We start from the raw sequence: 25,848 nt of genomic DNA, 5'->3' as shown, positions 1-25,848 counted from the left end.
TCAGGCGTCCGGCCAGAAGGCGGCGTACAGCGAGTCGTCGCGCGCCACCGACCAGCCCTGCCCACGCAGGTGCGCGAGGACCGCGTTGACGTGCCGGGCGGGCAGGTGCTCGCGTCCGGACGGCCACTCCCGCTCGATCGGACCGAACCGCTCGCGGAACGGGCCGTCCGCCCAGGGGCCGCGGACGGTCGGGACGGGCCGCCAGCCGCTGTCGCCGAAGCACGGGTGCTCGTCCACGTCGAACGGCTGGTCGTCGGCGGGGCGGACGGCCTGCCACAGGTCGCTGGTTGAGCGGGCGCGCAGATGGCCCTCGTCGACGTCCTCGTGAACGCGGCAGACGAGTTCGACGTAGTAGTCGAGGCAGCGCCGCCGGTCGTCGACGTCGAGGCCGAAGGCACGGGCCTCGCCATAGGTGCGGGCGCTGAAGGCGGCGTCCAGCCTTGCCACACCGGCCTCCGCCTCGGCGTAGTCCATGAGGTAGAGGTCCTCGCCGAACACGCCCAGAGCCAGCTCCGCCTGGCCGGAGGCGGCTTGCCCGGCGCCCGGCGGCGCCTCCGCCGGGCGGTAGTCGGACTTGTCTCCGGGGAAGAGCGGCTCCCCGGAGTACGCGCCCAGCAGCCTTCCCGAGCCGCGCGGCCGGGTAAGGCGGCGGGGCGGGGTACCGGGCAGCCAGGACCCGGGTTCCCCGCAGCTGTACAGGGTGACCGCGGCCCCGGTCCCGTAGAAGGCGACGCCCCAGCCTCGGGCGAGCCAGCCGTCGACCGTGCCGAGGAAGTGCACGCGGCCCTCGGTGCTGGTGAGCCCGGCCTCGCGCCAGGCGTCGAGGGCGAGTTCACGGGCACGGTCGGCATCGACCACCGGCACCGGACGGGCCGGCTCGGCGGGCCGCGGGTGCGTCAGCAGTTCCAGGACGGGGGTCATGGCCGCTCCTTCACCGGGCTGGGCGGGCCTGCGGACCACTGCGCGACGAACTACTGCGCGACGGACCACTGCGCGACGGACCACCTCGTAGCGGACCACCTCGTAGCGGACCACCTCGTAGCGGACCACCGATCCGACGGGCCCACGGGAAGCTCGATATTCTGTTCTACTATCGCATAGATGTTCGGGTCAGTCAGCGTGCTCGCGCCACATGCGCAGTGCGATCTGCACCTGGTCCATGAGGTCGAGGCCGCCGATCTCGTCGAGGGCGAACCATTCGGCGCGGTCGGTGGAGTTATCCGTCTCGAACCGCAGTTCGCCGCCGGTGCGGGCGACCTCGTAGAGCACCCGCAGCCCGTGGAAGTCGACGACCTCGCCGTCCCAGTCGCGGTCGGGCCAGTGGAAGGAGTGCAGGCCGAGCAGGCGGATGATCCTGCCGGTGTAGCCGGTCTCCTCGGTCAGCTCGCGCAGCACCGCGTCGGCGGGGTCCTCGCCGTGCTCCAGGCCGCCGCCGGGCAGGATCCAGCGGGGCCGCTCCCCGCCGATGAACCGGGCGAGCAGGATCCGCCCGTCCTCCACGACGACCGCGTACGCGGCGACCCTGAGCCTTCTTCTGATCACATCGTCCACGGCCCCGAGTCTTTCACCGGAACGCCCCGAAGCGTCCCGCTCCCCCGGCATCGGGGAGCGGGACGGGTGCGGAGCGGGAACGCTCAGCCCCAGGCGCGCGTGAGCTTCGCGGTGCCGTGCGCGGTCGTGTAGGAGACCGCCTTGCGCGCGGTCGCCGCGGGGTTCTTGCGGTCGGACAGGAAGTACCAGTCCATCCGGGTCTGCGCCTGCCCGACGGTGAACACGCCGAAGCCGTGGTCGTCCAGGTTCGTCCAGCGCACGTGCCGGTTGGTGACCCCGATCGCCGACTCGATGGCGAGGGACGCGGTGCGGGGGCCCGCGCCGAGGATGTCGTCGATGTTGTCGCTGGTGACCGACGGGACGACGAACTCCGTCGCCACCGAGGGGCTGATCGGATACGTCCCGGCCGCGAGCGGCACCTCGTTGGCCCAGCTCGTGTGGATGTCGCCGGTGAGGAAGACGGTGTCGCCCTTGCCGCGCGCGTTGAGCGCGCCCAGCAGCGTCGCGCGGTCGGCGGTGTAGCCGTCCCACTGGTCGGGGTTGAGGGTGTAGCCGCCCTTGGGCAGCGGGAACTCCAGGCCGAGCAGTTCGGCGATCGGGCCGAGGGTCTCGGCGGTGAGCGAGCCCAGCACGAGCGGGCTGATCATCACCGAGGTGCCGACGACCCGCCAGCGCGCGGTGCTCGCCGCGAGGGTGTCCTTCAGCCAGGCCATCTGGGCCGCGCCCGTCATCGTCCGGGCGGGGTCGTCGACGGCCAGGCCGCCCTCCTGGAGGGAGCGGTAGGACCGCAGGTCCATGAGGACCACCTCGGCGAGGGAGCCGAATTTCAGTGACCGGTAGATGGCGCCCTCCGGGGAGAACCGGACGGGCATCCACTCCTGGTAGGCCTGGTGGGAGGCCGCCTTGCGGGCCGCGTAGTCGCCCTCGGTGGCGGGGTCGTGGTTCTCCGCGCCGCCGGCCCACGCGTCGTTGGCGACCTCGTGGTCGTCCCAGACGATCAGCCACGGGTGCCGGGCGTGGGCGGCCTGGAGGTCGGCGTCGGTCTTGTAGGAGGCGTGCCGGATCCGGTAGTCGGCGAGGTTCAGGATCTCGTGCTTCGGCGCGGTCTCCCGCACGACGTCCCCGCCCGCGGTGTAACCGCCGGAGCCGTACTCGTAGATGTAGTCGCCGAGGTGGATGATCCCGAAGAGGTCCTCGCGCGCGGCGAGGTGGCGGTAGGAGGAGAAGAAGCCCGCCTCCCAGTTCGAGCAGGAGACGACGCCGAAGGCCAGGGAGTCCACGGCGGCGTCGGCGGCGGGCGCGGTGCGGGTCCGTCCGGTCGGCGAGGAGGAGTCCCCGTAGGTGAACCTGTAGTGGTAGGCGGTTCCGGGGCGCAGTCCCCGCACGTCCACCTTGACGGTGTGGTCGCGCTCGGGGCCCGTGGCGAAGACGCCCGAGGCGGCCACGGTGGTGAAGGCGGCGTCTTCGGCGATCTGCCAGGAGACCTGGATCTGCGGTCCGGCACCGCTGCCGGGGAGCGCTTCGGGGACGGGCGTCACCCTGGTCCACAGGATGACGCCGTCGGGCAGCGGGTCGCCGGAGGCGACGCCGTGGGCGAAGAGGGGGTCGGAGGCGGCGGACGCGGCGGCCGGGGCCATGAGGGCCAGGGCGGCTCCGGTGCCGCCCAGCTTCAGTGCGTCGCGGCGATTGAGGTGGGTCACAAGGGCCGAAGGTAATCAGCGTGGCGAAGCTGACAATAGGTACGGCCGCAGAAGGCCACAGAGTATTCACCGGGACGACACGACACGCCTGAGGTCACTGGAAAACCCTGGAACTCACGGGAACTTCCGGTAACCTCCACCGCATGTCGCACGACGCCCCTTCCCCCGATCCCTCGGCGGGCGACTCCGCGGATCACATCGAACAGCGGATCGCCGCCCTGCGCACCGACGTCCGGCGCGCGGTCGGCCGCGGTGACAGGGCCGCCGCCCGGGTGCTGCGCGCGGAACTGCGCCGCCTGGAGCAGGCCTGGGACACCGCGGTCATGGCGCCCTCCGTCGCCGCGCCCGCCGAGACCGCGCGGCTGATCCCGGTCCGCGACCAGGTGCACCACGCGCTCACCCTGCTCGGCGTGCCCGCCGCGCCCAAGCTGATCCAGAGCGTCCACGAGGCGTTCTACGCGGGCCCGCTGAACGCGGGGCAGCTCACCAGCCTGCGCCGCGACGAGGAGCGCTCGTTCCGCTCGGGGCCGCACACCCGTCCGTTCTACCTGTGCGCGGCGCTCACCTCCGACCTGCTGGCGCCCGCGCGCGGGCTGCTCGCGGTGAGCACCTGGCCCGCGGCCACCCGGATGGTCGGCCCGCTCAGCCCGCGGGTGGACTTCCTCACCGCGGCCGTTCGCGTCACCGAGCACCTGGAGCGGCTGGACGCCGAGCCGGGACCCGCCGCGCGCCGCCTGCTGTGGCGCTTCTCCGCCGGGATACCCCGCGCCGCGGGCGTCCAGGGCACCGTGGACCTCTCGGCGGTCCGCGCCGCCGCGCACGCCGAACTCGACGTGCACCGCGACGCCGACGCCGCGCACCGCGCCGAGGCCGCCGAGCGGGCCGCCCGCCAGCTCGAACCGGTCGCCCAGCTCTTCGGCGCCCGCCTGCAGAACACCCGCGCCCTCGGGATCGGCTCGTGAGCGCGCTGGAGGCCGTGGACGCGCGGCTCGACAAGATGCGCGGGGACGCCCCGCCCCGCAACCACGACGCGCGCAGCATCGCCGCGCTCACCACGAACCCCGGCTGCAAGCGCCGCGCCCTGCTGGACGCCGCGGGCGCCGACAAGGCGCAGATCGCCCGGTTCCTCGGCCATCCGCCGCACTTCGGCCGCTCCCAGTTCGCGATCACCCGCGGCAACGCCTTCGAGGCGACGGTCAAGGCCGACGGCTGCGCGCCCCTGTACGGGCTGCTGCGCGAGAAGCTGGGCCTGCCCGTCGCCGAGTCGGAGTACGCCGACCTGGAGGAGGTCGGCGGGAACATCAGCCGGGAGGTCCGGTACGCGCGCACCAAGCAGCTCCTCAAGCGCGCGGTGGAGGGCGAGGGGACCCTGTTCGACCATCCGCTGCTGCGGCTGGAGGTCGGCGGCCACCCGGTCTACCTGGAGCCCGACGTCATCGCCTTCCGGTTCGAGGGCGCCTTCCACGTCATCGAGATCAAGTCGTTCCCGATCGTCGACGGCCGCGCCAACCCCGAGCAGGTCGCCGCGGCGGCCCGCCAGTCGGCCGTCTACGTGCTCGCGCTGCGGCGGCTCATGACGGAGCTCGGCTACGACGAGTCCCTGGTCGCCGACCGGGTCATCCTGGTCTGTCCGGAGAACTTCACCAACCGGCCCACCGCGACCCTCGTCGACGTGCGCCAGCAGCTCGGCGTCATCCGGCGGCAGCTCCAGCGGATGCAGCGGATCGACGCGCTGCTCGACGCCCTGCCCGAGGACGTCACCTTCGCGATGGACGAGGGGCTCGGCGCGTCGGTCCAGGCGATCGACGCCCGGTACGAGCCGGGCTGCCGCACCCACTGCGACCTGTCGCTGTACTGCCGGGCCGAGGCCCGCGCGTGCGGCTCGGTCGACCAGCTCGGCCGCACCCTCGGCGACCAGCTCGGCGGGATCACCAAGGTGGACGAGGCGCTCGACGTCGCGGGCGGCGCGGAGCCGGAGGACGAGGACCAGAAGGAGATCGCCGAGGAGCTGCGCGAGGCGCTGCGCCTGCTGGAGGAGGTCGCCCGATGAGCGTCCTGAACGCGGTGGCGCGCATGAAGGCGCTGCGCGACGGCCGGGCGGTGCCGCTGGCGAGCGTCCGGCACGTGCGGCTCGCCGAGGACCCGCTGGTCCTCATCCCGCTGAAGCTCGCGGGCGAGGCGGCGGCCCCGCTCGCGGCGATGGTCGGCAACCATCCGGACAAGGCGCGGGTGCTGATGGTGCCGCAGCCGCGCAACCGGGACCTGCGGTTCGCGTTCTTCGCCGACCTGGGCCGGGTCGTCCTCGGCGAGGTCGCGGCGGCCACCGCGACCGCGGAGACGATCGAGATCAAGCGCGGCGAGCGCAAGGGCGAGACCTACGAGCGCTATCTCGACGCGCCCCAGATCCTCGTGCCGAACCGGGCCGCGATCGACTTCCTGCGCATGGCCGGCCGGGCGACCCGGTTCCGGCAGACCGACGGCGAGTGGCCGGTCGCGCCCGAGGTGCCGGTGCTCGGCCGCTGGCTGACGTGGTTCGCCGACCGCTCGGACTACCCGGGCGCGAGCGCCCTGTGCGCGATGACGGAGCTGCTCGGCGCGCACTGGGCGTCCGGGCAGTCGCCGATGGAGGACGGCAACCTGGCCGCCCTGCTCGGCTGGATCGACCCCGGACCGGGCCTGGCCGCGCTCATGGGCGCGCCCTCCCCCGGACCGCACCCGACGGGCAGGCAGATGGCCGAGCTCGCCGAGGACCCGCTGACGGTGCCGCCCGCGGGGCCGGCCACCGACCCGACGTTCGACAACGAGATCCTCGCGCCGATGATCACCGCGTTCGACACCGCGCCCGAGGGCCCCGCCCGCGAGCACGCCGAGGAGCTGCTGCGCGAGCGGCTCGCCGAGCAGATGGAGCCGACCTGGCGGCTGATGTGGCACGCGGTCGCCCTGCTGCGCGAGCTGCCCGAGGCCCCGCACGTGCCCAGCCGCTTCGAGGGCGACCGGCAGTCCTTCACCAACTTCGAGGAGTCCCTCGACGAAGGCGTCCCGCAGGCTCGCCACGACGGGGCCGTCGCGGCGGCGCGCAGGCTCGCCTCGCTGGAGGCCGCGGCCTCCCGGTACTCGGTGCAGCGCGCGCTGGACGACCCGCTCGTCATGGCCGAGCACCGGCTCACCGGGGAGGCCTTCCAAGGCGACGTCCAGTGGGTGGACCCCGAGAACGTCAACGAGAAGGGCCTGCGCCGCCCGCTGGTGACGATCGGCACGCGGGACCGGCTCCGGCTGGAGCCCGGCGCGGTCGTGCACAACGCGTCCCGCACCCAGAAGGCCGAGGTCCTGGAGGTGGTGGAGGCAGGGCAGGGCACGAGCCTGGTGACGCTGCGGATCGAGAACGGGATGGGCAACTCCAAGAAGCCGCTGCCCGGCTCGGTCCCCGAACAGGGCCAGCGCATGTGCTTCACCGCCTTCACCGACGAGTTCCGGCCCGGCGGGACCCTGCCCGAGCCCGAGGACACCCCCTGGACCCACGGCGGGCCGCCCGAGTCGCTTCTTCTGGAGCCGAACGAGACGACCGCCGAGGAGATGACCCATGAGCGCGCTTGACCTCGGCTCCCCCGGCGCGCTCGCCGACGCCGCGGTCGCCGGAGTGCTCGCCGACCTCGCCGACGGGAGCCACCGCGGCGTGGTCGTGGACTCGCCGCCCGGCGCGGGCAAGTCGACGCTCGTGGTGAAGGCCGCGCTGCACCTCACCGAGGCGGGCGAGCGGCTGATGATCGTCGCGCAGACGAACGAGCAGGTCGACGACCTCATCGAGCGGCTGTGCGCGAAGACGTCGGAGCTGGTGATCGGGCGGCTTTCGGCCGGCGACTACAGCCCGAGCGAGCGCGTGAAGCTGCCGAACGTCCTGATCAGCCCGAAGATCGACGCGCTCGCCGGGGTCCCGCTCGTCATCGCGACCGCCGCCAAGTGGGCGACGGTCTCCGACGGCACCTGGTCGTGGGCGATCGTCGATGAGGCCTACCAGATGCGCTCGGACGCGCTGCTGCGGATCGCGGCCCGGTTCGAGCGGGCCCTGTTCGTGGGCGACCCGGGCCAGCTCGACCCGTTCTCCACGGTCGACGCCGGACGCTGGGCGGGCCAGTCGTGGGACCCGACCCAGTCGGCGGTCTCGGTGCTGCTCGCGCACAACCCCGACCTCCCGGTGCACCGCCTCCCGGTGTCGTGGCGGCTGCCCGCCTCGGCCGCGCCCGTCGTCTCCGACGCGTTCTACCCCTACACCGGGTTCCGCGCCGGCACCGAGCACGGCGACCGGCTGCTGAAGTTCGGCGCGGCCGGCATCGGCGCCTACGACGACGCGCTCGACATCGCGGCGGCGTCCGGCTGGAGCCTGTACGAGCTGCCCCGCAAGCACACGATCCGGACCGACGCCGAGGCCGTCGCCGCCACCGCCGCGCTGGCCACCCGGGTGCTGCACCGCGGCGCGATCGCCACCTCCGACGGCGCCGACAAGCCCGTCACCGCCGACCGGATCGCGGTCGGCGCGGCGCACCGCGACCAGGTCGCCGCGATCAAGGCGCGGCTGGCCGGGACCGGCATCACCGTGGACACCGCGAACCGGCTCCAGGGCCGCGAGTACGACGTGACGGTGGTGCTGCACCCGCTGTCGGGCCGCCGCGACGCCACCGAGTTCCACCTCCAGGCGGGCCGCCTGTGCGTTCTGGCCTCCCGGCACCGGCACGCGTGCGTGATGGTGGCCCGGGCGGGCATCCCCGACCTCCTCGACGCGCACCCTTCGACGGGCCCGGTGCACCTCGGCACGCCGGTGAAGTTCCCGGACGGCTGGGAGGCCAACCAGTCCGTCCTGGCCCACCTGGAGAACTACCGGGTCACTGCCTGACGCGCCGCTCCCGGCGGGCGACCGGCGACAGAAGCTGCGCGGCGGTCGCCCGGACGGGCCGGATCGCCCGCAGCAGCTCGCCGCCCAGGATGACGCCCGCGCCGAGCGCCAGCGCGGTCGACAGTGCCTCCACCAGGGTGACCAGACCGGTCTGGGTGTGCCCCGTCGTCATCTCCAGCAGGCCCCGGTACATGAGGGAGCCGGGCATGAGCGGTGCGACGCACGGCACCACCGCGACGATCGGCGGGACGCCCCGGTAGCGGGCGAGCGCGGTCATGAACAGGCCGACGACGAGCGTCGCCACGAGGGTCGCGGCGGGGGCCGCGACGTCCTGGCGCAGCAGATTTGTGAAGATCGTCCAGCTCACCAGCCCGCCGACCGCCCCGGGCAGCACCCACAGCGGCGGCGCGACGACGTGCACCGCGAAGGCCGCGGAGATCACGCCCGCGGCGATGACGGAGCTGCCCGCGGTCAGCCGGGCGAGCGGCAGGTGCTCCAGGGAGATCGGGACGCCCATGCGGGCCGCCACGTAGATGGTGAACCCGACGCCGCTGAGGATCGCGGCGATGATGTAGATCGCCTCGACGAGGCGGATCGAGCCCGTCACGTAGTCGCCCGCGATGCCGTCCTGGAGGCTGGCGACCAGCGCCCGCCCCGGGATGAGCGCGATCACCACGCCGATGATCACCGCCCCGGCCCGCACCTCGACGTCGAGCCAGACGAGCGCCGCCGCGAGGGTCGCGGCGAGTCCCGCGGCGAGGGCGGTCTGGAGGAACTCCGAGACGCCGCGCGAGCCGAGGCGGGCCGCCACCCGGTCGCCGACCAGGGTCGCGATGAACGCGCCGAAGGCCGACAGCGCCCCGCCGCCGACGAGGACCGCGCCCGCGCCCGCCAGGACGGCCAGGGTCGGCGCGTGCACCCACCACGGGTAGGGGCCGGGGCCGGAGATGATCCGGCGCAGGCTCTCGGCGGCCTCCTCGATGGTCAGCTCGCCGCGCTCGGTCTCGGCGACGAGCCGGTCGACCGCGACGACCCTGGTGAAGTCCGGGACCCGGCGGCGGATCGCCCGCTCCCCGGTGACCGGGGGACGCCCATGGCCCGGCAGGTACGACACCGAGATCGCCGAGAGCGTGACGTTCACCTCCGAGCGGGCGGGCATGCCGAGCGCGCGGCCGAACCCGGAGACCGCCCGCTCCACGCTCTCGGCCGACTCGCCGCCCGCCAGCATCAGCTCGCCGACCCGCAGCGCGAGTTCCATCGCCAGATAGGCGGCCTGCTCCTCGGTGCGCTCCTGCAACCCTGCCTCCCGGGCGCGAGCTTGACCTCCTCCCCGCCTGACGGGCGGGAGTTCTCCCCTGCTACACCCGTACAGGCGTGAGCTTGGAGTGCGTTCCTGCTTCACCACGCTGCGCCGGGATCACTCCCGGTCTTACCCGCGCTCCACAGGCCGACACCGCCAGCCCGGCGGCCCTGGCGACGTTGACCGCCGCATTCACATCCCGATCATGGACAGCCGCACACCGCTGACATATCCACGACCGGACATCGAGCGGCTTCGGCCCGTCCTTCACCCCGCACACCGAACAGACCTGCGAGGTGGGCTCGAAACGGCCGATTCTGATCAAGGTACGTCCGTAACGGACGGCCTTGTACTCCAGCATCCCGATGACGCCGACCACTCGATCGGTCTCGGGCAGTGCCTCGCCGTTCACGTCGATCACGAACGAGGCGTAGTACCGGCCCGCAGCGTCCAGAATCACCGTCACCGACGACGGCTCAGCCGGCAGAGGCCGCGACCAGCGGACCCGAACATCACCGATCTTCGGCAACCGCAACCTCCCTGCCGCAGTCACCCTGAACTGGGCGTTGCGGGTGAACCGGACCGCCTGCCTGCGGTCCTTGCGCGACCGGTACCGGGGCCGGGCCACCTTCGGGCCCTTGCGCTTACCGGTGAGGGAAGCGAAGAAGTTCCGGTACGCGCGGTTGAGATCTGCCAGGGCCTGCTGCAGCACCACCGCCGACACCTCACCCAACCAGGACCGCTCCGGCGTCCTCTTCGCCCGCGTGATGACCAGCTTCGACAGATCCCCATCCGACAGATACGGCAGGCCCGCCGCGTGTGCCTCCTCTCGGGCACGCAGGGCGTCGTTGAACACCACCCGCGCACACCCGAACGCCCGAGCCAAGGCATGGCTTAGTAGTCAGAGGAGCGCTGGGCGGGCCGACCCCGTCGCGGACCTGGTCAAGTCTTTGCGATACCGTGCGAGCTGCGCAAGTGAGCGAAGTCCGGTGTGAATCCGGCGCTGTCCCGCAACTGTGATCGCCTCTCGGCGAAGCCAGGCCGCCTCGCTTGCGCAAGCGGTACTCGACCCTCGGCGGAAGGGCGGGCCGCCCCCGCCGGGCGCTCGTCTCAGCCGCCGGCCCCCTCAGGAAGGCCACCGAATGCGACGCGCGCTGGGCGCTCTGCTGCTGCTCCTCCCCCTCGCCGCGGGCTGCGGCTCGTCCGGCACGTCCGAGGAGACCTCGTCCGCGGCGCCGTCCGCCGGGCCCGTCACCGTCGAGGCCGCCAACGGCTCGGTGACGCTGCCCGGCCCTGCCGCGCGGATCGTCTCGCTGTCCCCGACCACCACCGAAATGCTGTTCGCCATCGGCGCGGGCGAGCAGGTCGTGGCCGTGAGCGACTACTCCACCTTCCCCGAAGAGGCCCCCCGCACCGACCTGTCGGGCTTCAAGCCGAACGCCGAGGCGATCGCCGGGTACAAGCCCGACCTCGTGGTCCTGTCCGACGACATGGACGGGATCGTCGCCGCCCTCGGCAAGCTGAAGATCCCGGTCGTCCTGGAGCCCGCCGCGACGGTCCTGGACGACTCCTACGACCAGATCGCCGACCTCGGCACGGCCACCGGCAGGTCCGCGGAGGCCGCCGACGTCGTCAAGGACATGCGCGACCGGATCGACGCCGCGGTGAAGGCCGTGCCGGACGGTTCGGGGATCACCTACTTCCACGAGGTCACCACCGACCTCTACACGATCACGTCGAAGACCTTCCTGGGCCAGATCTACGGCCTGTTCGGGCTGGAGAACATCGCCGACGGGGCCGACAAGCAGGGCACCGGCTATCCGCAGCTGTCGGCGGAGGCCGTGCTCAAGGCCGACCCGAAGCTGATCTTCCTCGCCGATGCCAAGGGCGCGGGCCAGTCCGCCGAGACCGTCGCCGGGCGCGCGGGCTGGTCGGGGCTCACCGCGGTCAAGTCCGGCGGCGTCGTGACGCTCGACGACGACATCGCCTCCCGCTGGGGCCCGCGCCTGCCCGAACTGATCGAGGACATCTCCGAAGCCGTCAAGAAGGCCGCGGCCTGACCCGATGCGCTCTCGTGCCCGGCTCCGCCCGGTGCCGCTGGCGGTCGCGCTGGCGGTGCTGGTGGCGTCCCTCGCGGCCGGGCTGCTCGTCGGCGCGATCGCGCTGCCGCCCGGCGCGGTGCTCAAGGCCGTCGCCGGGCTGCCGTCGGGGCTGTCGGCGATGGAGGAGGCGCTGGTCTTCGAACTGCGCCTGCCCCGGGTGCTGCTCGGCGCGCTCGTCGGCGGGCTGCTGGCGCTCGCGGGCGCGGGCTACCAGGGCGTCCTGCGCAACCCGCTCGCCGACCCGTACCTGCTCGGGTCGGCGGCGGGCGCGGGCGTCGGGGCGACCCTGGTCATCCTCTACGTGCCGGTCGCGCCGCGGCTCGGCGTGCCGCTCGCGGCGTTCGCGGGGGCGCTCGCCGGGGTCGCTCTCGCCTACCTGCTCGGCCGGGCGGCGGGGCCCGGGACGGGGACGCTGATCCTCGCGGGCGTGGCGGTCTCGTCGTTCCTGTCGGCCGCGCAGACGTTCCTGCAGCAGAGCCGCCTTGAGGACCTCCAGCAGGTCTACACGTGGATCCTCGGCGGGCTGTCGGGGGCCTCCTGGCAGACGCTCGGCATGGTCGCGCCCTACGCGCTCGTCTCCACGGTCGTGCTGCTGCTGCACGGGAGGCTCCTGGACGTCCTCGCGGTCGGCGACGACGAGGCCGAGTCCCTCGGGGTGCGGGCCGCCCGGGTGAGGTTCACGGTGCTGGCCGCGGCGTCCCTCGCGACCGCGTCCGCGGTGGCGGTGAGCGGGCTCATCGGGTTCGTCGGGATCGTCGTGCCGCACCTCGTGCGGATGCTGGCCGGGGGCTCCTTCCGGGTGGTATTGCCGCTGTCCTTCCTGGGCGGGGCCGCGTTCCTGGTGCTCGCCGACCTGCTCGCCAGGACCGTCGTCGCGCCCGCGGAGCTGCCCCTGGGCGTCGTCACGGCGTTCGTCGGGGCGCCGTTCTTCCTCGCCGTGCTGCGCTCGTCCCGGGGGAGGCCGTCGTGATCGAGGTCGCGGACCTGACCGTGGACCGCGACGGGCGGCGCGTCCTGGACGGCGTGACGCTCACCGTGGCCGAGGGCTCATGGGTGGCCGTCGTCGGACCGAACGGGGCGGGCAAGTCCACGCTGCTCCAAGCGGTCGCGGGGCTGCTCCCCTGCTCCGGGCGGGTCGCCTTGGCCGGGCGTACGGCGTTCCGTGGCCGCGAGCGAGCGAAGACGATCGCTTACGCGCCGCAGAACCCCGTCCTCCCCGAGGACATGACCGTCTTCGACTACACGCTCCTCGGACGCGCCCCCTACCTCGGCTACTTCGCCCGCGAGACGGCCCGCGACCGGGCCGTCGCGGAGGCCGCCCTGGCCCGGCTCGACCTCACCGGGTTCGCGGGACGGCGGCTCGGCCGGATGTCCGGCGGCGAGCGCCAAAGGGTCGTGCTGGCCCGCGCGCTCGCGCAGCAGGCGCCCGTCCTGCTCCTCGACGAGCCGACGACCGCCCTCGACCTCGGCCACCAGCAGCAGGTCCTGGAACTCCTGGACGAGCTGCGCGCCGAGGAGGGCCTGACCGTCGTCACCACCCTGCACGACCTGGGCGCGGCCGGGCAGTACGCCGACGAGCTCGCCCTCGTCTCCGGCGGCAGGATCGCCGCCGCGGGACCGCCCGGCGCGGTGCTCACCGCCGACCTGGTGGCCGCCCACTTCGGCGCGCGCGTGCGCGTCACCGACGGGCCCGACGGCCGGCCCCTGCTGGCGCTGGAGCGCCCTTGAACCCGAGCCGTCGTGCACCCCGAGCCGTCATGAACCTGGAGCCGTCGTGAACCTGGAGCCGCGTTGAACATCGAGACGGTCTGGCGCGCGGAGGACGGTACGCGCCTGCCCGCGCTGGTCTGGCGGTCCGGACCCCGGCGCATGATCTCCTCGGGGATGGTCGGCGGCGGCATCGCCGAAGGCGGCTGGGTGCTCAACGCGCAGGTGCCGGGCGGCTACTCGCGCATGGACCCTGTGGTCCACCTGGGCGAGCTCTCCTCCGGCTTCGGCCTCGACGGCCCAGGCGTCGGCCTGCTGACGGCCGCGGAGGTGAACGCCCACGAGACGGGCGAGGACGGCGGCGTCCACGCGGTCGCCACCGTCGGCCTCAGGGTCCCGACATGGGCGGCCGCTCCGGAGGGCGTCCAAGACCCCGAGCTGGCTCCCATGGTGACGCCCGGATACCGCCCCGGGACGATCAACATCGTCGTCGACGTGCCCGCGGCGCTGTCGGACGCGGCCCTGGTGAACGCCGTCCTCACCGCCACCGAGGCCAAGACGCAGGCCCTGCTCGAAGCCGGATACGACTGCTCGGGCACCGCGAGCGACGCGGTGTGCGTCGCCGCCCTCACCTGCGGCGAGCCCGAGCCGTTCGCCGGACCGCGCTCGGTGTGGGGCGCCAGGATCGCGCGGGCGGTGCACGCGGCGGTCCTCGCCGGGGCCGTCGGCTACCGGCGCAGACTGGGACTCATCGGGTCTTCCGAGCGGCCGGATCGGGGCACGTTGGGTTAAAGTCGCGGTAAACCGATCAAGGAGCGCGCGATGCTGACCGTCGTCCTCGTTCTGCTCTGCGTGGCAGTCGGGGTCCTGGAGCTGTACGCCGGAAGGCAGTCCAAGTACCAGGCCGAGGCGTTCGTCAGCAGGGTGCGCGACCTGCACGACCTGGTGCTGCGCCAGCACAACCGGCTGGAGACGACGGGCCGCGAGCTGAACGAGGAACTCGCCGAGGTCAAGCAGCGGATGCTGCCCGACCTGGGCTTCCGGGTCAGCCAGCACGGCGGCCGCATCGACGAGATGTCATCGCTGCTGCACCGCGCCGAGGAGTACATCCGGGCCCAGGCGATCCGGCTGCACGAGCTGGAGAAGCAGCGCGACGTCCTCGCCGAGCTGCGCGGCAGGCTCATCGACATGGAGTCCGCCCAGGTGCCCCTCACCGTCCCGGCGATCGCCGGCGGAACCGGCGAGGCCCGCATGGAGGCGGCGCTGTCGCGGATCGCCGACCTGGAGACCGACCGCGGCCGCGTCATGGAGCTGCACCGCGACCTGTCCTCGGCCCTGGAGGAGATCGAGGAGGTCGTCTCCGACCTCCTCGGCTACGCCTCCGGCGAGCTGGACCACGCGATCACCGCGACCCTCGCCGACGGGACCGAGCCGCTCACCACCGTGGGCGGCTCGCTCATGTCGGCCGACCCCGCCCTGCGCGAGGTCCTCTCCGACGTCTACGAGCGCTGCGTCGAGGGCAGCGGCCTCCAGATCAGGTTCCGCAACGTCGAGGACGACGTGACCCGCTACTACCTGACCGGGCGGATGCTGGAGGAGCTGGGCGGCGGCTACACCTCACTGCTGCTGTCGCTCACCATGGACGCTGGCCTCACCGCGGCCCGGCACGGCGGGGGCGGCGACGCCGCCTCGGTCCGGGCGCTGCTGCGCGCGCTGCACGAGTCAGAAGGCGCCGTCGCCAAGATCGGCCCGCTGGTGGTCAGCCGGACCTCCGACGCCCTGGTCTGCGGGGTGCTCACGCACGTCCAGAGCACCGAGTTCGAGCGGCGCGGGCTGATCGCCGACCCCGCCGCGGCCTCCGCGCGGCTGCGTGAGCTCGCGGTGCATCAGTTCTGGGACCTGACGGCCTGGGCCGCCCGTCCCGCCGCGGGATAGGCCTGCACGACGATCCCGTCCGGACCCATCCGGACCAGCAGGCGGGCGTGCGGCCTTCCCGTCTCGCGGTCGAGTTCCACGCCGAGGCCGAGGCCCGTCTCGTCGTCGAGGAAGACCACGTCGGTCAGCGACTTGGCGGCCCGCACCGCCGAGCCCGCCGAATCGGCGTCGGCCGGGTCGTACAGGGTCTGGTAGGTCAGCCTGCGGGCGTAGGCGGTGAGCGACGCGGCGTCGATGACGCGGCTCCCCACGGCCGCGTACGGGCCGCGGATGACGATGCCGGTCAGGCGGCCCCGATCGCCGCGCACGAAGATCTCCCGGTCGACCTCGCGGCGCGCGACGCCCCGCGGGAGCTGGAAGCCGAAGCCCGCGGCGTCGGCGAAGACCGGCGCGGGGCCGGGCCGGGAGGAGAACCGCACGTCGCCGGGCACCGCCTTGTGGCCGGGCAGGTACAGCTCCAGGCTCTTCACGAGCAGCTTCCACACGGCGCGGCCCGCCAGTTCCGCACGGAACGCCTCCTCGGTCACCTGCGGACCGGAAACCGGACTATGCCCCATGGTCACCTATCGTGGGGTCAACGGCGGCCCGCGCACAAGAGTTACCTGCGCACGCCCCACGCGGAGATTTCCTGACGGGCCCGGTCAGGACCTGCCGCGGACCTCCAGCCGGTCCAGCAGGACCGCGGTGGCCTCGGCCACGGCCGCCACCGCCTCCTCGAACGCCGCGGCGTTGTGCGCGGCGGGCTGCCGGAAGCCCGAGATCTTGCGGACGTACTGGAGGGCGGCGGCACGGACGTCGTCCTCAGTGGCGTCCTCGGTGAACGGCGGCCTCAGCGTCTTGATGCTCCTGCACATGCCTCCATCATCGCCCCTCGCGCGCCCTGCGGCACAGAGGGCGCTCTACAGGAGGCAGAGGGCGGCCGTGGCGTCGTCGTGGCGCTTGGTGCGGGGCCAGCGCCGGCAGTGCGGGTCGGCCTCCTCGGCGGCGCGGGTCCGGTCGATGAGGGCCTCGGGGCCGTCCACCGCGAGGAGGGTCAGGAGTTCCTGCCAGCCGAGGATCTTGAAGCGGTCGGCGAGGCGGGTGGCGCCGTCGGTGAGCAGGGCGGCGCGGCGCAGCGCGCCCGGCGGGCGGGCGCCGGTGATCGCGCGGGAGGCCGCGGCCGGATCGGCGGCGGCGTAGGTGCGGGCGTACTCGCGGGAGACGACCTCGACGCTGTCTCCGGAGTCCAGCAGCATCACCGAGTCGGCGAGCACCAGGTACTCCACGCCCTCCGGGCGCTCGCGCAGCGCGAGGACCGTCGCGGCCGGCGTCGCCGGATGGCGGAGGTCGCAGGTGCCCGTGTGCCGCAGCGCCACCGCCTCGATCGCGCCCGCCAGGCAGGCGCGCAGCGCGTTCCCGCGGTCCAGGGGCCCCTCCGGCGCGTCCAGCATCCGCCCCAGCAGCTCAAGGCCCAGAGTGCGGGCGTACCATGCGGTTCCGTGCCGGCAGCCGAGGTCCGTGCCCGGCGGCAGGCTGCACCCGTCGAGGACCACCACCGCGCCGTCCGTCGCGGCGACGAAGTCCTCGTTGGGCCAGTCCCTGCCCGGCACGGCCCGGGTCGCCCAGTTCACCTTCATGCGTGCCTCCCGGTACCCGTCAGACGCCCACCGGACGCCTCGGGTTCGACTACCGTTTCACCGACCCGTCTTCGGAAAGGACGACACCCATGGCTCTGCTCTTCGGTGGCGGCGGGCTGATCCTGCTCGCGTTCTGGATCTTCTGCATCTTCGACGTCCTCACCACCGACGCGCAAGAGACCAGGAACCTTCCGAAGCTCTTCTGGTTCGTCCTCGTCCTCCTCGTCGTCGACGTCGGCTCGATCCTGTGGCTGCTGTTCGGCAGGCCGCGCCCGCCGTGGGAGCTGCTGCGGCGGCCCGCGCCGGCCGCCGTCACCGCGCCCGATGACGACGAGGAGTTCCTGCGCGGCCTCCAGGCGCGCGTGGAGGAGCAGCGGCGGCGCGCCCGCGAGCAGCAGCAGGGCGACGACTCCTGAGGCCGCTCAGCCCGCGATGACGGGCAGCAGCACCGCCGAGGGGTGCTCGGCGGTGTGCCGGATCTCGTGACGCTGGCGGACCAGCCGGGTCGCCGTGCCGAGGGGCTCGCCCGTGCCGGGGTTGCGGGAGAAGCGGGGATGGGATCCGCCCGCCACGTGCACCCGCACCCGGTGGCCCGCGCGGAAGCGGTAGGCCGTCGGCCACAGCTCGACCTCGATCTCGTGCGGGCCGGGACCGTCGAGGACGAGCCTGCGCAGGCCGTCGCAGACGCCCGTGGAGCGGCCCGCGCGGTCGACGTCGCAGACGCGGACGAGCAGGTCGGTGGACGCGGTGTCGGCGCACAGCAGGATCCGGGCGCGGACCGGGCCCGCGACGTCGAGGTCCCGGGCCAGTGGCGGCGAGGTGAAGACCAGGACGTCGTCGCGGGCCTCGACGGCGCGCTGGTCGCGCGGGCCGCCGCCGGAGCCGAGCAGCGGGCCGCCCGCGCCCGGGGTCGGGTCCGAGGGGTCATAGGTGAAGGCCGAGGACTCGGATCCGGCCGGGGGTTCCTCGCGCAGGGTGCCGTCCGCGTGGAGGTGGAAGGCCCGGGTCTCGGCGGGCGGCGGCCAGGAGGCGTAGCCGCGCCACTCGTCCGCGCCCTGGAGGTGGAGCCGCACAGGGTCGCCCTCGGGGGGCAGGCCGCGCAGGTGCGCGCCGAACCAGTCGAGGGCGTCGCGGGCGGCGGCCCCGAACAGGGCGGGGTCGGTGTGCCGCCACGGCCCGATCGTCAGCCGGGGCGCCCGGCCCGCCGCGACGAGCGCCGCGTGGTCGGCGAGCTGGCTCATGAGGAAGATGTCGTGCCACCCCGTGACGAGGGTCGCCGGCGCCCGCACGGCCGCGACCGTGGCGCGGTGGTCGCGCGCGTCCGTCCAGTAGGCGTCGCCGGGCTCGGCGTGCGCCAGCCACCGGCGGTACCAGTCGATCGGCACGCCCACGGCGGCCTCGTCGGCCCGCTCCAGCGGAAGCGTCGCGTAGGCCCGGGCCAGCCTCCGGGCCGCCCCGAGCCGCCCTCCTCGCACGGCCCCGGTCCGCCGTGCCATGCCCGCCGCCCAGGACAGGCTGCCGCGCAGCGTGAACGCCTCGCCGAGGTAGGTCTGGTCGCGGAACTGCGAGGCGCTGGCAAAGGGCGCGATCGCCGAGAGCCGCCCGCCCGCCTCCGCGGCGATGGCCCACTGCGCGAGGCCGAGGTAGCTGGGCCCGAACGTCACGGTGCGGCCGTTCCACCAGGGCCGCCCCTCCAGCCAGTCCAGCGCCGCGAGGCCGTCGCCGCGCTCGTCGAACGGGTCGAAGGAGCCGCCCGAGCCGTCGGTGCCGCGCACGGCCTGGACGACGACCTGGTAGCCCCGCTCGGCGAACGGCCACGCCGTCGCCTGCGCGACCCACCCGCGCCGCCCGTAGGGGCTGCGCACGAGGACGGTCGGGGCGTTCGGCACCCGGCGGGGCAGGTAGACGTCGGCGAGGAGCACCGCGCCGTCGAAGCCGGGCACGGGCACGCTCCGGCGCACCTCGACGTCGCGGGTGAGCGCGGGCGGCAGCCCGAGGACCCGGGAGGCGACCCGGCTGAGGAGCGGCATGGCGCGAGCCTAGCCGCGGGTCACTGCTGCGGCCGCACCGTGATCTGATCGCCGCGGACGATGACGGTGACGCCCGGCTTGAGGTCCTTCACGGTGCCGTCCTTCGTGGTGGTGACCGTCGTCTGGTCGCCGATCTCCACCTTGACGGTCTGGCCGTCGGCGGTCTTGACCTCGACGGTGTCGCCGGAGACCTTGCCGACGGTGCCCGTGGTGACGTCGCCGCCGCCGAAGCCGCCGCCCGGGAAGCCGCCGCCGGGGAAGCCCTGGCCGCCGCCCGGGAACTGGGCGCCGCCCGGAAGGCCGCCTTGGACGCCGCCGCGTTGGCCGTTGCCGCCCCGTCCGGGGAAGCCCTGGGCGGTGGTGGACGTGTCGTCGCGGCCCCACCGCTTGTCCGCGTGGACGCCGCCGATGAAGCCGGCGACGAGCACCACACCCGCCCCGAGGACGAGGGTCGCCATCGGCGGCCTGGCCCGGGGCGGATGGGCGGCGAGGGCCTCCTCAAGAGTCTCCTCGTAAGGCGACGTCTCCAGCAGTTCCTGCGGGCTGATGGGCTCGGACATGGGTCGCAGCATCGAACCGCCGTCTGGGTGATCGGTGAGCGTCCGATGAGAGATCCATGAGATCAGCCCTTGGTCCTGACCTCCACCGTGACCGGCAGGCCGGTCCGGATCTTCGCGGGCAGCGACGACAGCGACACCAGGACCGTGTAGCGCACCACGTCGGTCGACGACGCCTGGAAGCCGCCGCCCATCGCGGTCGAGCTCTCGGAGCCGACCGGGGTCGGCCAGACCGTCGTCACCTTGCCCTTGACGGTCTTGCCGAGGGAGTCGAAGGCGATGGTCGCCTTCTGGCCCGTCTTGAGCACCGTCGCGTCGGCCTCGGTGAAGTCCGCGGTGACCCGCAGGTCCTTCATGTCGGTCAGCGTGATCAGGGCCGAGCCCGACTGCGCCTCGGCGTCGACGGTGGCCGTCACCGAGGTGACCGTGCCGGAGAACGGCGCGTAGATCTTGGTGCCGTCGAGCGCCCGCTGGGCCTTGCGGTAGGTGTTGCGCGCCTCGATCATCGAGGCGTACAGCCGCTTCTTCTGGTCCTTCTCGGCGTCGGCGTAGCTGTCCTGCGCCGCCACGTAGGAGGTGTAGGCGGCGTTCACCGTCTCGGTCGGGACCGTCGAGTCCACGGTGGCCAGCAGGGCGCCCTTGGCGACCTTCTTGCCCGCCTTCACGTTGACGTCGGTGATGATGCCGCCCGTCACGAAGGAGAGCTCCTTGACGCGGGCGCTCTCGACGGTCCCGGAGGCCGAGACCGTCCCGTCCGTCGTGTCGGCCGCGGGTCCGGTCGCCTGGGGCGCCGCGGAGGCCGCGGGCTCCGCGGCGTCCGCGCCGTCGTCGCTGGAGCAGCCGGTGAGGCCGCCCGCGAGCAGGACGCCCGCCACGCCGAGCGCGGCGGCCGTCGTCTTGTCGAACTTCATGGTCCTCAACTGCCGTTCTGTCCGCCGCCGCCTTGGCCGCCCTGACCGCCGCCCTGGCCCCCGCCGGGGAAGCCGCCGCCGCCCTGCGGCATGAGCGAGCCGCACTCCTGCATCGCCGCCTGCTGCTCGGACGACATCGACGGCATGCCGGTGGGCCGGCCGGTCGGCTGCCCGCTCGGCCGGTCGGTGGGCCGGCCGGAGGGCATGCCGGTCGGCGCGCCCGAGGGACGCTGGCCGCCGCCACCGCCGAAGCCGCCGCCCTGCGGCAGGGAGACGCCCTTCTCCTCCAGGCACTCCTGGAAGGCGGAGAAGTCCCCGCCGTTCTGGTTCCCGCCGTCCGAGGCCGCGTCGTCCCCGCCGCAGGCCGCGGTGAGGGCGAGGACTCCGGCCAGCGCGAGGCCGCCGGCGATGCGCACGATCTTCTTCATGGGGGGTCTCCTAGTTTCCGCTGGGTGCCTGCATGCCGCCACCGCCGCCGGGGAACCCGGACGTGCCGGACCCCTCGCTGACGGACGTCGCGGTGACCGTGCCGTCGTCGCCGGTCTCGCCCATGACGACGACGCTCGTGCCGGACTTCAGGTCCTTGGCGTCGCCGTCCTCGCTGAGGGTGATCTGGGTGTCGTCACCGGTCTTGACCTCGACGGACTCGCCGTCGGACGTCTTGAGGGTGATCACCCCGTCCTTGACCTTCTCGACGGTGCCGGAGGTGACCCCGCCGCCGAAGCCACCGCCGAAGCCGCCGCCGCTGCCGTTGCCCGAGCGCTGCCCGGACGCCATCGACGGGAACCCGCCCGTCGACGCCTCCTCGGTGCCCCAGGTCTTGTGCGCCTGGACGCCGCCGATGAACCCGGCGACCGCGATGATCCCCGCAACGAGGTAGGTCGCCGGCCCCGGCTTGGGCCGGGCGGGCTCGGCCCGCAGCTCGGCGCCCAGATCGCCCTCGAACGGGCTGTCCTCCAGGACGTCCGTGGCGGTGCCGCCCGCGGAGACGGGCACGCCGTCGGTCCGGGTCGCGGCCGGGTCGGCCCCGCCCGCGCGTCGTTCCTTGCTCATGGATCCGTCCTTCTACTCGTGTCGCAGGGCCTCGATGGGCCGCAGGTTGGCCGCGCGGTTGGCGGGGTAGCTGCCGAAGAACAGGCCGATGACGACCGAGACGCCGAGCGCGAGGCCGATCGACCAGGGCATGATCACGGGCTGCACGCCGACGATCTCGAACTGGCTGCCCACCACCCCGACGACGACGCCGAGGACACCGCCGAGCACGGACAGGATCGTCGCCTCGGCGACGAACTGGCCGAGGATCGCGCCCTTGGGCGCGCCGATGGCCTTGCGGATGCCGATCTCGCGGGTCCGCTCGGTGACGGTGACGAGCATGATGTTGGTGACGCCGATGCCGCCGACCAGGAGGCTGATCGCCGCGACCGCGCCGAGCAGGACCGTGAAGGTCTCGTTCGACTCCGAGGCGGCGTCCTGTGCGGAGGCCTGGTTGTAGACGGTGAAGTCCGCGGTGTCGGTGATCTCGTGCCGCTCGTTCAGGATCTCGGTGATCTCCTCCTGGGCGGCGTCGACCACGTCGGCGCTCTTGGCCTGCACGACGATCTGGCTGAGCTCGCCGTAGCTGGTGAGGTTGCCCTGGACCGCGGTGATCGGCGCGATGGCGACGTCGTCGGCGTCCTGGAAGCTCGTCGAGGACGAGCCCGCCTCCTTCAGCACGCCGACGACGGTGAAGGCGGTGCCGTCGACGCTGACCTTCGCGCCGACAGGCTCGACGGTGCCGAACAGCTCCTCGGCGACGGTCTGGCCGATGATGACCACCTTGGCGCGGGAGTCGACCTGCTCCTTGGTGAACAGCCCGCCCTTGGCGAGGTTCTTGTTGGAGGCCTTGAAGTAGCCGGGGTAGGTGCCGATGAACTGGCTGATGTCGTGGCTCGTCGTCCCGTAGGTGGTGGTGACGGAGCTGGCGTTCACCACCGGGGAGGAGCTCTCGACGTTCGGCGCCTTCTGCGGGTCGACGAGCGCGTTGGCGTCGTCGATGGTGAGGTCCTTGGCCTGGGTGCGCGGCCCGCTGGACGTCGACTGGCCGCCGCCCATCCCGGGGAAGCCGCCGCCACCGCCGCCGCCGCGGCCCGTCGTGGAGGACGAGACGGTGAGGGAGCCCGCGCCGAGCGAGCTGATGCTGTCGCGCACCGCCTGCGACGAGCCGTTGCCGACCGCCAGGAGCACGATCACCGACGCGACGCCGATGAGGATGCCGAGCGTGGTCAGGCCGCTGCGCATCTTGTTCGCGCCGAGGCCCCGCAGGGCGAACTTGAGGATCTCGAAGAACTTCACCGGGCTCCTCCGGCCAGGAGGGCGGGCGGCGGGCCCTGGACGGGCGCCTGCCGCCGGTCCTCGATGATGTCGCCGTCGACGAGCTTCAGGACGCGCTTGGCGCGTGCCGCGACCTCGTCCTCGTGCGTGATGAGGGCGATGGTCCGGCCGCTGGACGACAGCCGGTCGAGGATGTCCAGGACGTCCTGGGTCGAGCGGGTGTCGAGGTTGCCGGTCGGCTCGTCGGCGAGGAGCAGCGACGGCGACGTGGCCAGGGCGCGGGCGACCGCCACGCGCTGCTGCTGGCCGCCGGACAGCTCGTTCGGCTCGTGCCCGACGCGGTCGGCGAGGCCGACCATCTCCAGGGCGGCCAGGGCGCGACGGCGTCGCTCGCCGTTCTTCACGCCGCCGTAGGCCAGGGGCAGCTCGACGTTGGCGAGGGCGCTCATGCGGGGGATGAGGTTGAACGACTGGAAGATGAAGCCGATCTTGCGGTTGCGCAGGATGGAGAGCTGCGCCTCCTGGAGCGAGCCCACGTCCGTGCCGTCGAGCAGGTAGCGGCCCGCGGTCGGGATGTCGAGGCAGCCGAGGATGTTCATCAGCGTGGACTTGCCGGAGCCGGACTGGCCCATGATCGCCACGTAGTCGCCGCGCTCGACCCGGAGGGTGACGCCGCGCAGCGCGTGCACGGTCGTCTCGCCCTCTCCGTAGACCTTGGTGACGCCCCGGACGTCGAGGACGGGGGGTGTCATCGGCCGCCACCGCCGCCGAAACCGCCGCCGGGGAAGCCGCCTCCACCCGGGAAACCGCCGCCGCCGGGAAAGCCGCCCGTGGTGGAGCCGCTGGTGCCGGTCGTCGTGGTCACCTGGACGGTATCGCCCTCCTCCACGCCCGACTTGATCTCGGTGCCCGAGGCGCCGGCGACGCCGGTCTCGACGGTGACGACCGACGTCTTGCCGTTCTCGACCACGGTCACCGTGCTCTGGCCGCCCGCGGTGCTGATCGCCGTGGTCGGGACGTACAGCACGTCCTTGGCCTCGGAGGTGGTGACGGTGACCGTCGAGGTCTGGCCGATGCGGACCTTGGCCGGCTTGGAGGTCAGCGTGATCGTCACGGAGAACGACACCACGTTGTTGGTCGTGGTGGGCTCGGTGTCGATCGCGGTGACCTTGCCCTCGGCGGTGACCCCGCTCAGCGCGTTGAACGTGACGCTCGCGCTCTGGCCGACCTTCATCTCCGTCGTGTCGGACTCGGTGAAGCTGCCCTCGACCTTGAGCTTGCTCGGGTTGGCCAGCTCGATGAAGCCGGAGGAGGAGGTCGCCGAACCGGTCGCCCCGCTGGAGGAGCCGGACGAGCCCGACGACGAGCCGCCCTCCTCGCCGTTCACCGCGGTGATCGTGCCCTTGAAGGGCGCGTAGATGATGGTGCCGTCGAGGGCCCGCTGCGCGCTCTGCACGGAGTTCTTGGCCTGGACGTACTGCGCGTAGCCCTGGGTTGAGTCGGTGTCTCCGTCGGCCGCGACCGCGAGGTCGGCCTGGGCCGCCTCAAGGTTCTCCAGGGCCTCGGTCTGGTCGAGGGCGGCGAGCTTCTCGCCCTTCGAGACCTTCTCCCCGACCTTCACGTAGATCTCGTCCACGGTGCCGGAGCCGGAGAAGGACAGCGCGCTGGACTTGGCGCTCTCCACCGAGCCGGACGCCGACACCGACGCCGTCAGGTCGCCGCGCGAGACGGTCACGGTCCGCGTCGTCGAGGCGGCCGGCTCGTCCTCGCCGAACAGCGCTCCATCCCCGAGGGAGAGATAGGCGACGCCCACACCGCCGGCCAGCAGCACGCCCAGCGTGCCGTTGACCACGACGGCCCGGCGCTTGATGAGGGATTTCATGGTGCCCGAGGCTGGCGAAGCCGTCTGGGCCGACGGTGATCCCCGGGTGAGAGTCAGATGAGATCCACCGGTTCGAACTCATCCAACGTCTGATTTCGGGTTAAGAAACGACTCATCCGGGTACGCGATCGTCCTCGGCATGATTCCGCCCATCCTGCTGTCGGCGGTGCTCGCCCTGGGACAGGTGACGGGAACGAACGCGCCGGCGGCCGCCCTCACGGCCAAGCTGAACGCCTACCTCGCCGACCGCTCCGGCACCGTCTCGGCGTCGGTCACCGACCTGGAGACGGGCCGGAGCTACACCTACCGCCCCAAGATCCGCACGGCGACCGCGAGCACAGTCAAACTGGACATCCTGGAGGCCCTGCTGCTGCGCGCCCAGGACGCGGGCCGCGCGCTGACGTCCGGGGAGGAGTCCCTCGCCGAGAACATGATCACGCTCAGCGACAACGCCTCGGCCTCGTCGCTGTTCGCCTCGGTCGGCGGGGCGTCCGGCCTCGGCGCGGCCAACCGAAGGCTCGGCCTCACCCAGACGACGCCGTCCTCCGCCTGGGGCGCGACCACGACGAGCGCCGCCGACCAGGTCCGGCTCCTCACCGCGCTGGTGTCGCGGACGAGCAGGCTCACCAGAAGCAGCCGCGCGTACGCGCTCCGCCTCATGGGCGACGTCACCGCGAGCCAGGCGTGGGGCGTGAGCGCCGCCGCGAAGGACGGCGACGAGGTGGCGCTCAAGAACGGCTGGCTGCCGCGGCCCGTCCACGGCGGCCTGTGGACCGTCAACAGCGTGGGCCGGATCACGGGCCACGGACACGACTACGTCATCGCGGTGCTCTCCGAGCGGAGCACGTCGATGGCCGAGGGGGTCACCACGGTCGAGCACGTCGCGCGCGCCGTGGCCCGGGGGCTGCCCTAGCGGGCGTGGAGCGTTCCGGTCAGCCCTGCGGGGCGTCGCGGAGCATGCAGCTGAGCCGCGAGGTGCAGACGCGGCGGCCCGCGTCGTCGGTGATCACGATCTCGTAGGTCGCGAGGCTCCGGCCGCCGTGGACCTTGGTCGCCACCCCGGTGACGAAGCCCTCGGTCGCCGACCTGTGGTGCGTCGCGCTGATCTCGATCCCGACCGCTATGCGCCCCTCGCCCGCGTGCAGCGCCGACCCGACCGACCCCAGCGTCTCGGCCAGGACCACCGACGCGCCCCCGTGCAGCAGCCCGTAAGGCTGCGTGTTGCCCTTCACGGGCATCTTCCCGACGACCTTCTCGGCCGACGCCTCAAGGATCTCGATCCCCATCTTGTCGCCCAGGTCGCCGCCGCCCCTGGCGAAGAAGGCCGCCAACGACCCAGTGGTCTCAGGATCCACCGCG

At 73.2% G+C, this 25,848-nt stretch carries 28 protein-coding genes and 1 riboswitch; of the genes, 11 read left to right on the top strand and 17 right to left on the bottom strand.

All coding sequences use genetic code 11. From position 1 onward, the window contains the following. The 3 genes from ACYVOM_RS40035 to ACYVOM_RS40025 form a co-directional block, all read right to left on the bottom strand. Positions 1-921, bottom strand: a complete 921-nt coding sequence (locus tag ACYVOM_RS40035) for a hypothetical protein (RefSeq protein WP_460308854.1) — start codon at positions 919-921, stop codon at positions 1-3. Positions 922-1,110: 189 nt separating this feature from the next. Next, complete coding sequence (locus tag ACYVOM_RS40030) at positions 1,111-1,551, bottom strand: NUDIX hydrolase (RefSeq protein WP_460308853.1); 441 nt, start codon at positions 1,549-1,551, stop codon at positions 1,111-1,113. 83 nt (positions 1,552-1,634) lie between these two features. Continuing rightward, a complete protein-coding gene (locus tag ACYVOM_RS40025; RefSeq protein WP_460308852.1) occupies positions 1,635-3,251 on the bottom strand; it encodes an alkaline phosphatase D family protein in 1,617 nt (538 codons plus the stop codon). 143 nt (positions 3,252-3,394) lie between these two features. Here ACYVOM_RS40025 and ACYVOM_RS40020 point away from each other — a divergent pair, with 143 nt between their 5' ends. From ACYVOM_RS40020 to ACYVOM_RS40005, 4 genes are read left to right on the top strand one after another with little or no spacing between them, the layout of a single operon-like run. Continuing rightward, positions 3,395-4,213, top strand: a complete 819-nt coding sequence (locus ACYVOM_RS40020) for a hypothetical protein (protein ID WP_460308851.1) — start codon at positions 3,395-3,397, stop codon at positions 4,211-4,213. Further along, positions 4,210-5,301, top strand: a complete 1,092-nt coding sequence (locus ACYVOM_RS40015) for a hypothetical protein (RefSeq protein WP_460308850.1) — start codon at positions 4,210-4,212, stop codon at positions 5,299-5,301. Before ACYVOM_RS40020 ends, ACYVOM_RS40015 begins: the two co-directional genes overlap by 4 nt. Continuing rightward, complete coding sequence (locus ACYVOM_RS40010) at positions 5,298-6,845, top strand: hypothetical protein (RefSeq protein WP_460308849.1); 1,548 nt, start codon at positions 5,298-5,300, stop codon at positions 6,843-6,845. The genes ACYVOM_RS40015 and ACYVOM_RS40010 overlap by 4 nt, the downstream gene beginning before the upstream one ends. After that, complete coding sequence (locus ACYVOM_RS40005) at positions 6,832-8,139, top strand: AAA domain-containing protein (RefSeq protein ID WP_460308848.1); 1,308 nt, start codon at positions 6,832-6,834, stop codon at positions 8,137-8,139. Before ACYVOM_RS40010 ends, ACYVOM_RS40005 begins: the two co-directional genes overlap by 14 nt. Here the strand turns inward: ACYVOM_RS40005 and ACYVOM_RS40000 are convergent. After that, positions 8,129-9,436: a threonine/serine exporter family protein gene (locus ACYVOM_RS40000; protein ID WP_460308847.1), complete on the bottom strand. Its 1,308-nt coding sequence runs from the start codon at positions 9,434-9,436 to the stop codon at positions 8,129-8,131. The two genes, ACYVOM_RS40005 and ACYVOM_RS40000, sit on opposite strands and share 11 nt — an antisense overlap. A 61-nt stretch (positions 9,437-9,497) precedes the next feature. Continuing rightward, positions 9,498-10,325: an RNA-guided endonuclease InsQ/TnpB family protein gene (locus ACYVOM_RS39995; RefSeq protein WP_460308846.1), complete on the bottom strand. Its 828-nt coding sequence runs from the start codon at positions 10,323-10,325 to the stop codon at positions 9,498-9,500. Between the two features lie 82 nt (positions 10,326-10,407). Beyond that, a riboswitch (adenosylcobalamin (AdoCbl) riboswitch) is annotated at positions 10,408-10,496 on the top strand. An 85-nt stretch (positions 10,497-10,581) separates the two neighbouring features. On the opposite strand from ACYVOM_RS39995, the gene ACYVOM_RS39990 reads away from it, so the two are divergent. The 5 genes from ACYVOM_RS39990 to ACYVOM_RS39970 all read left to right on the top strand — a co-directional run bounded on the left by ACYVOM_RS39990 (position 10,582) and on the right by ACYVOM_RS39970 (position 15,183). Then, positions 10,582-11,499, top strand: coding sequence for an ABC transporter substrate-binding protein (locus tag ACYVOM_RS39990; protein WP_460308845.1), 918 nt, complete (start codon positions 10,582-10,584; stop codon positions 11,497-11,499). A gap of 4 nt (positions 11,500-11,503) precedes the next feature. After that, positions 11,504-12,511, top strand: coding sequence for a FecCD family ABC transporter permease (locus ACYVOM_RS39985; RefSeq protein WP_460308844.1), 1,008 nt, complete (start codon positions 11,504-11,506; stop codon positions 12,509-12,511). After that, on the top strand, positions 12,508-13,269 hold the full coding sequence (locus tag ACYVOM_RS39980; protein ID WP_460308843.1) for an ABC transporter ATP-binding protein: 762 nt from the start codon (positions 12,508-12,510) through the stop codon (positions 13,267-13,269). The genes ACYVOM_RS39985 and ACYVOM_RS39980 overlap by 4 nt, the downstream gene beginning before the upstream one ends. A gap of 63 nt (positions 13,270-13,332) precedes the next feature. Continuing rightward, complete coding sequence (locus ACYVOM_RS39975) at positions 13,333-14,040, top strand: adenosylcobinamide amidohydrolase (protein ID WP_460308842.1); 708 nt, start codon at positions 13,333-13,335, stop codon at positions 14,038-14,040. A 30-nt stretch (positions 14,041-14,070) separates the two neighbouring features. After that, positions 14,071-15,183 (top strand): hypothetical protein, encoded by a 1,113-nt coding sequence (locus tag ACYVOM_RS39970; RefSeq protein WP_460308841.1) that lies wholly within the window; start codon positions 14,071-14,073, stop codon positions 15,181-15,183. On the opposite strand, the gene ACYVOM_RS39965 is transcribed toward ACYVOM_RS39970, so the two are convergent. From ACYVOM_RS39965 to ACYVOM_RS39955, 3 genes are all read right to left on the bottom strand, one after another. After that, a complete protein-coding gene (locus tag ACYVOM_RS39965) occupies positions 15,135-15,740 on the bottom strand; it encodes a hypothetical protein (protein WP_460308840.1) in 606 nt (201 codons plus the stop codon). The genes ACYVOM_RS39970 and ACYVOM_RS39965 overlap by 49 nt on opposite strands. An 84-nt stretch (positions 15,741-15,824) precedes the next feature. Further along, positions 15,825-16,037: a DUF2277 family protein gene (locus ACYVOM_RS39960; protein WP_460308839.1), complete on the bottom strand. Its 213-nt coding sequence runs from the start codon at positions 16,035-16,037 to the stop codon at positions 15,825-15,827. A gap of 45 nt (positions 16,038-16,082) precedes the next feature. Then, entirely contained in the window at positions 16,083-16,799 is a 717-nt protein-coding gene (locus ACYVOM_RS39955) for a protein phosphatase 2C domain-containing protein (RefSeq protein ID WP_460308838.1), read from the bottom strand. A gap of 89 nt (positions 16,800-16,888) precedes the next feature. On the opposite strand from ACYVOM_RS39955, the gene ACYVOM_RS39950 reads away from it, so the two are divergent. Continuing rightward, positions 16,889-17,215, top strand: coding sequence for a PLDc N-terminal domain-containing protein (locus ACYVOM_RS39950; protein ID WP_460308837.1), 327 nt, complete (start codon positions 16,889-16,891; stop codon positions 17,213-17,215). A 6-nt stretch (positions 17,216-17,221) separates the two neighbouring features. On the opposite strand, the gene ACYVOM_RS39945 is transcribed toward ACYVOM_RS39950, so the two are convergent. From ACYVOM_RS39945 to ACYVOM_RS39910, 8 genes are all read right to left on the bottom strand, one after another. After that, a complete protein-coding gene (locus ACYVOM_RS39945; RefSeq protein WP_460308836.1) occupies positions 17,222-18,829 on the bottom strand; it encodes a CocE/NonD family hydrolase in 1,608 nt (535 codons plus the stop codon). 20 nt (positions 18,830-18,849) lie between these two features. Next, positions 18,850-19,389, bottom strand: a complete 540-nt coding sequence (locus tag ACYVOM_RS39940) for a hypothetical protein (protein WP_460308835.1) — start codon at positions 19,387-19,389, stop codon at positions 18,850-18,852. A gap of 62 nt (positions 19,390-19,451) precedes the next feature. Further along, a complete protein-coding gene (locus tag ACYVOM_RS39935) occupies positions 19,452-20,297 on the bottom strand; it encodes an efflux RND transporter periplasmic adaptor subunit (protein ID WP_460308834.1) in 846 nt (281 codons plus the stop codon). A gap of 5 nt (positions 20,298-20,302) precedes the next feature. Then, complete coding sequence (locus tag ACYVOM_RS39930) at positions 20,303-20,725, bottom strand: hypothetical protein (protein WP_460308833.1); 423 nt, start codon at positions 20,723-20,725, stop codon at positions 20,303-20,305. 10 nt (positions 20,726-20,735) lie between these two features. Next, on the bottom strand, positions 20,736-21,350 hold the full coding sequence (locus ACYVOM_RS39925) for a hypothetical protein (RefSeq protein ID WP_460308832.1): 615 nt from the start codon (positions 21,348-21,350) through the stop codon (positions 20,736-20,738). A 12-nt stretch (positions 21,351-21,362) separates the two neighbouring features. Continuing rightward, positions 21,363-22,628, bottom strand: coding sequence for an ABC transporter permease (locus ACYVOM_RS39920; protein ID WP_460308831.1), 1,266 nt, complete (start codon positions 22,626-22,628; stop codon positions 21,363-21,365). Continuing rightward, a complete protein-coding gene (locus ACYVOM_RS39915; protein WP_460308830.1) occupies positions 22,625-23,359 on the bottom strand; it encodes an ABC transporter ATP-binding protein in 735 nt (244 codons plus the stop codon). Before ACYVOM_RS39915 ends, ACYVOM_RS39920 begins: the two co-directional genes overlap by 4 nt. Further along, complete coding sequence (locus ACYVOM_RS39910; RefSeq protein ID WP_460308829.1) at positions 23,356-24,489, bottom strand: efflux RND transporter periplasmic adaptor subunit; 1,134 nt, start codon at positions 24,487-24,489, stop codon at positions 23,356-23,358. The genes ACYVOM_RS39915 and ACYVOM_RS39910 overlap by 4 nt, the downstream gene beginning before the upstream one ends. 139 nt (positions 24,490-24,628) lie before the next feature. Between ACYVOM_RS39910 and ACYVOM_RS39905 the strand changes: the two genes are divergently transcribed. Next, on the top strand, positions 24,629-25,402 hold the full coding sequence (locus ACYVOM_RS39905; protein WP_460308828.1) for a serine hydrolase: 774 nt from the start codon (positions 24,629-24,631) through the stop codon (positions 25,400-25,402). Positions 25,403-25,421: 19 nt separating this feature from the next. Here the strand turns inward: ACYVOM_RS39905 and ACYVOM_RS39900 are convergent, their stop codons facing one another. Then, positions 25,422-25,844, bottom strand: a complete 423-nt coding sequence (locus ACYVOM_RS39900; RefSeq protein ID WP_460308827.1) for a hotdog fold thioesterase — start codon at positions 25,842-25,844, stop codon at positions 25,422-25,424. Positions 25,845-25,848: the final 4 nt, after the last annotated feature.

The organism is Actinocorallia aurea, from assembly GCF_054783995.1.
This window is presented reverse-complemented; position numbering and strand designations above follow the sequence as displayed.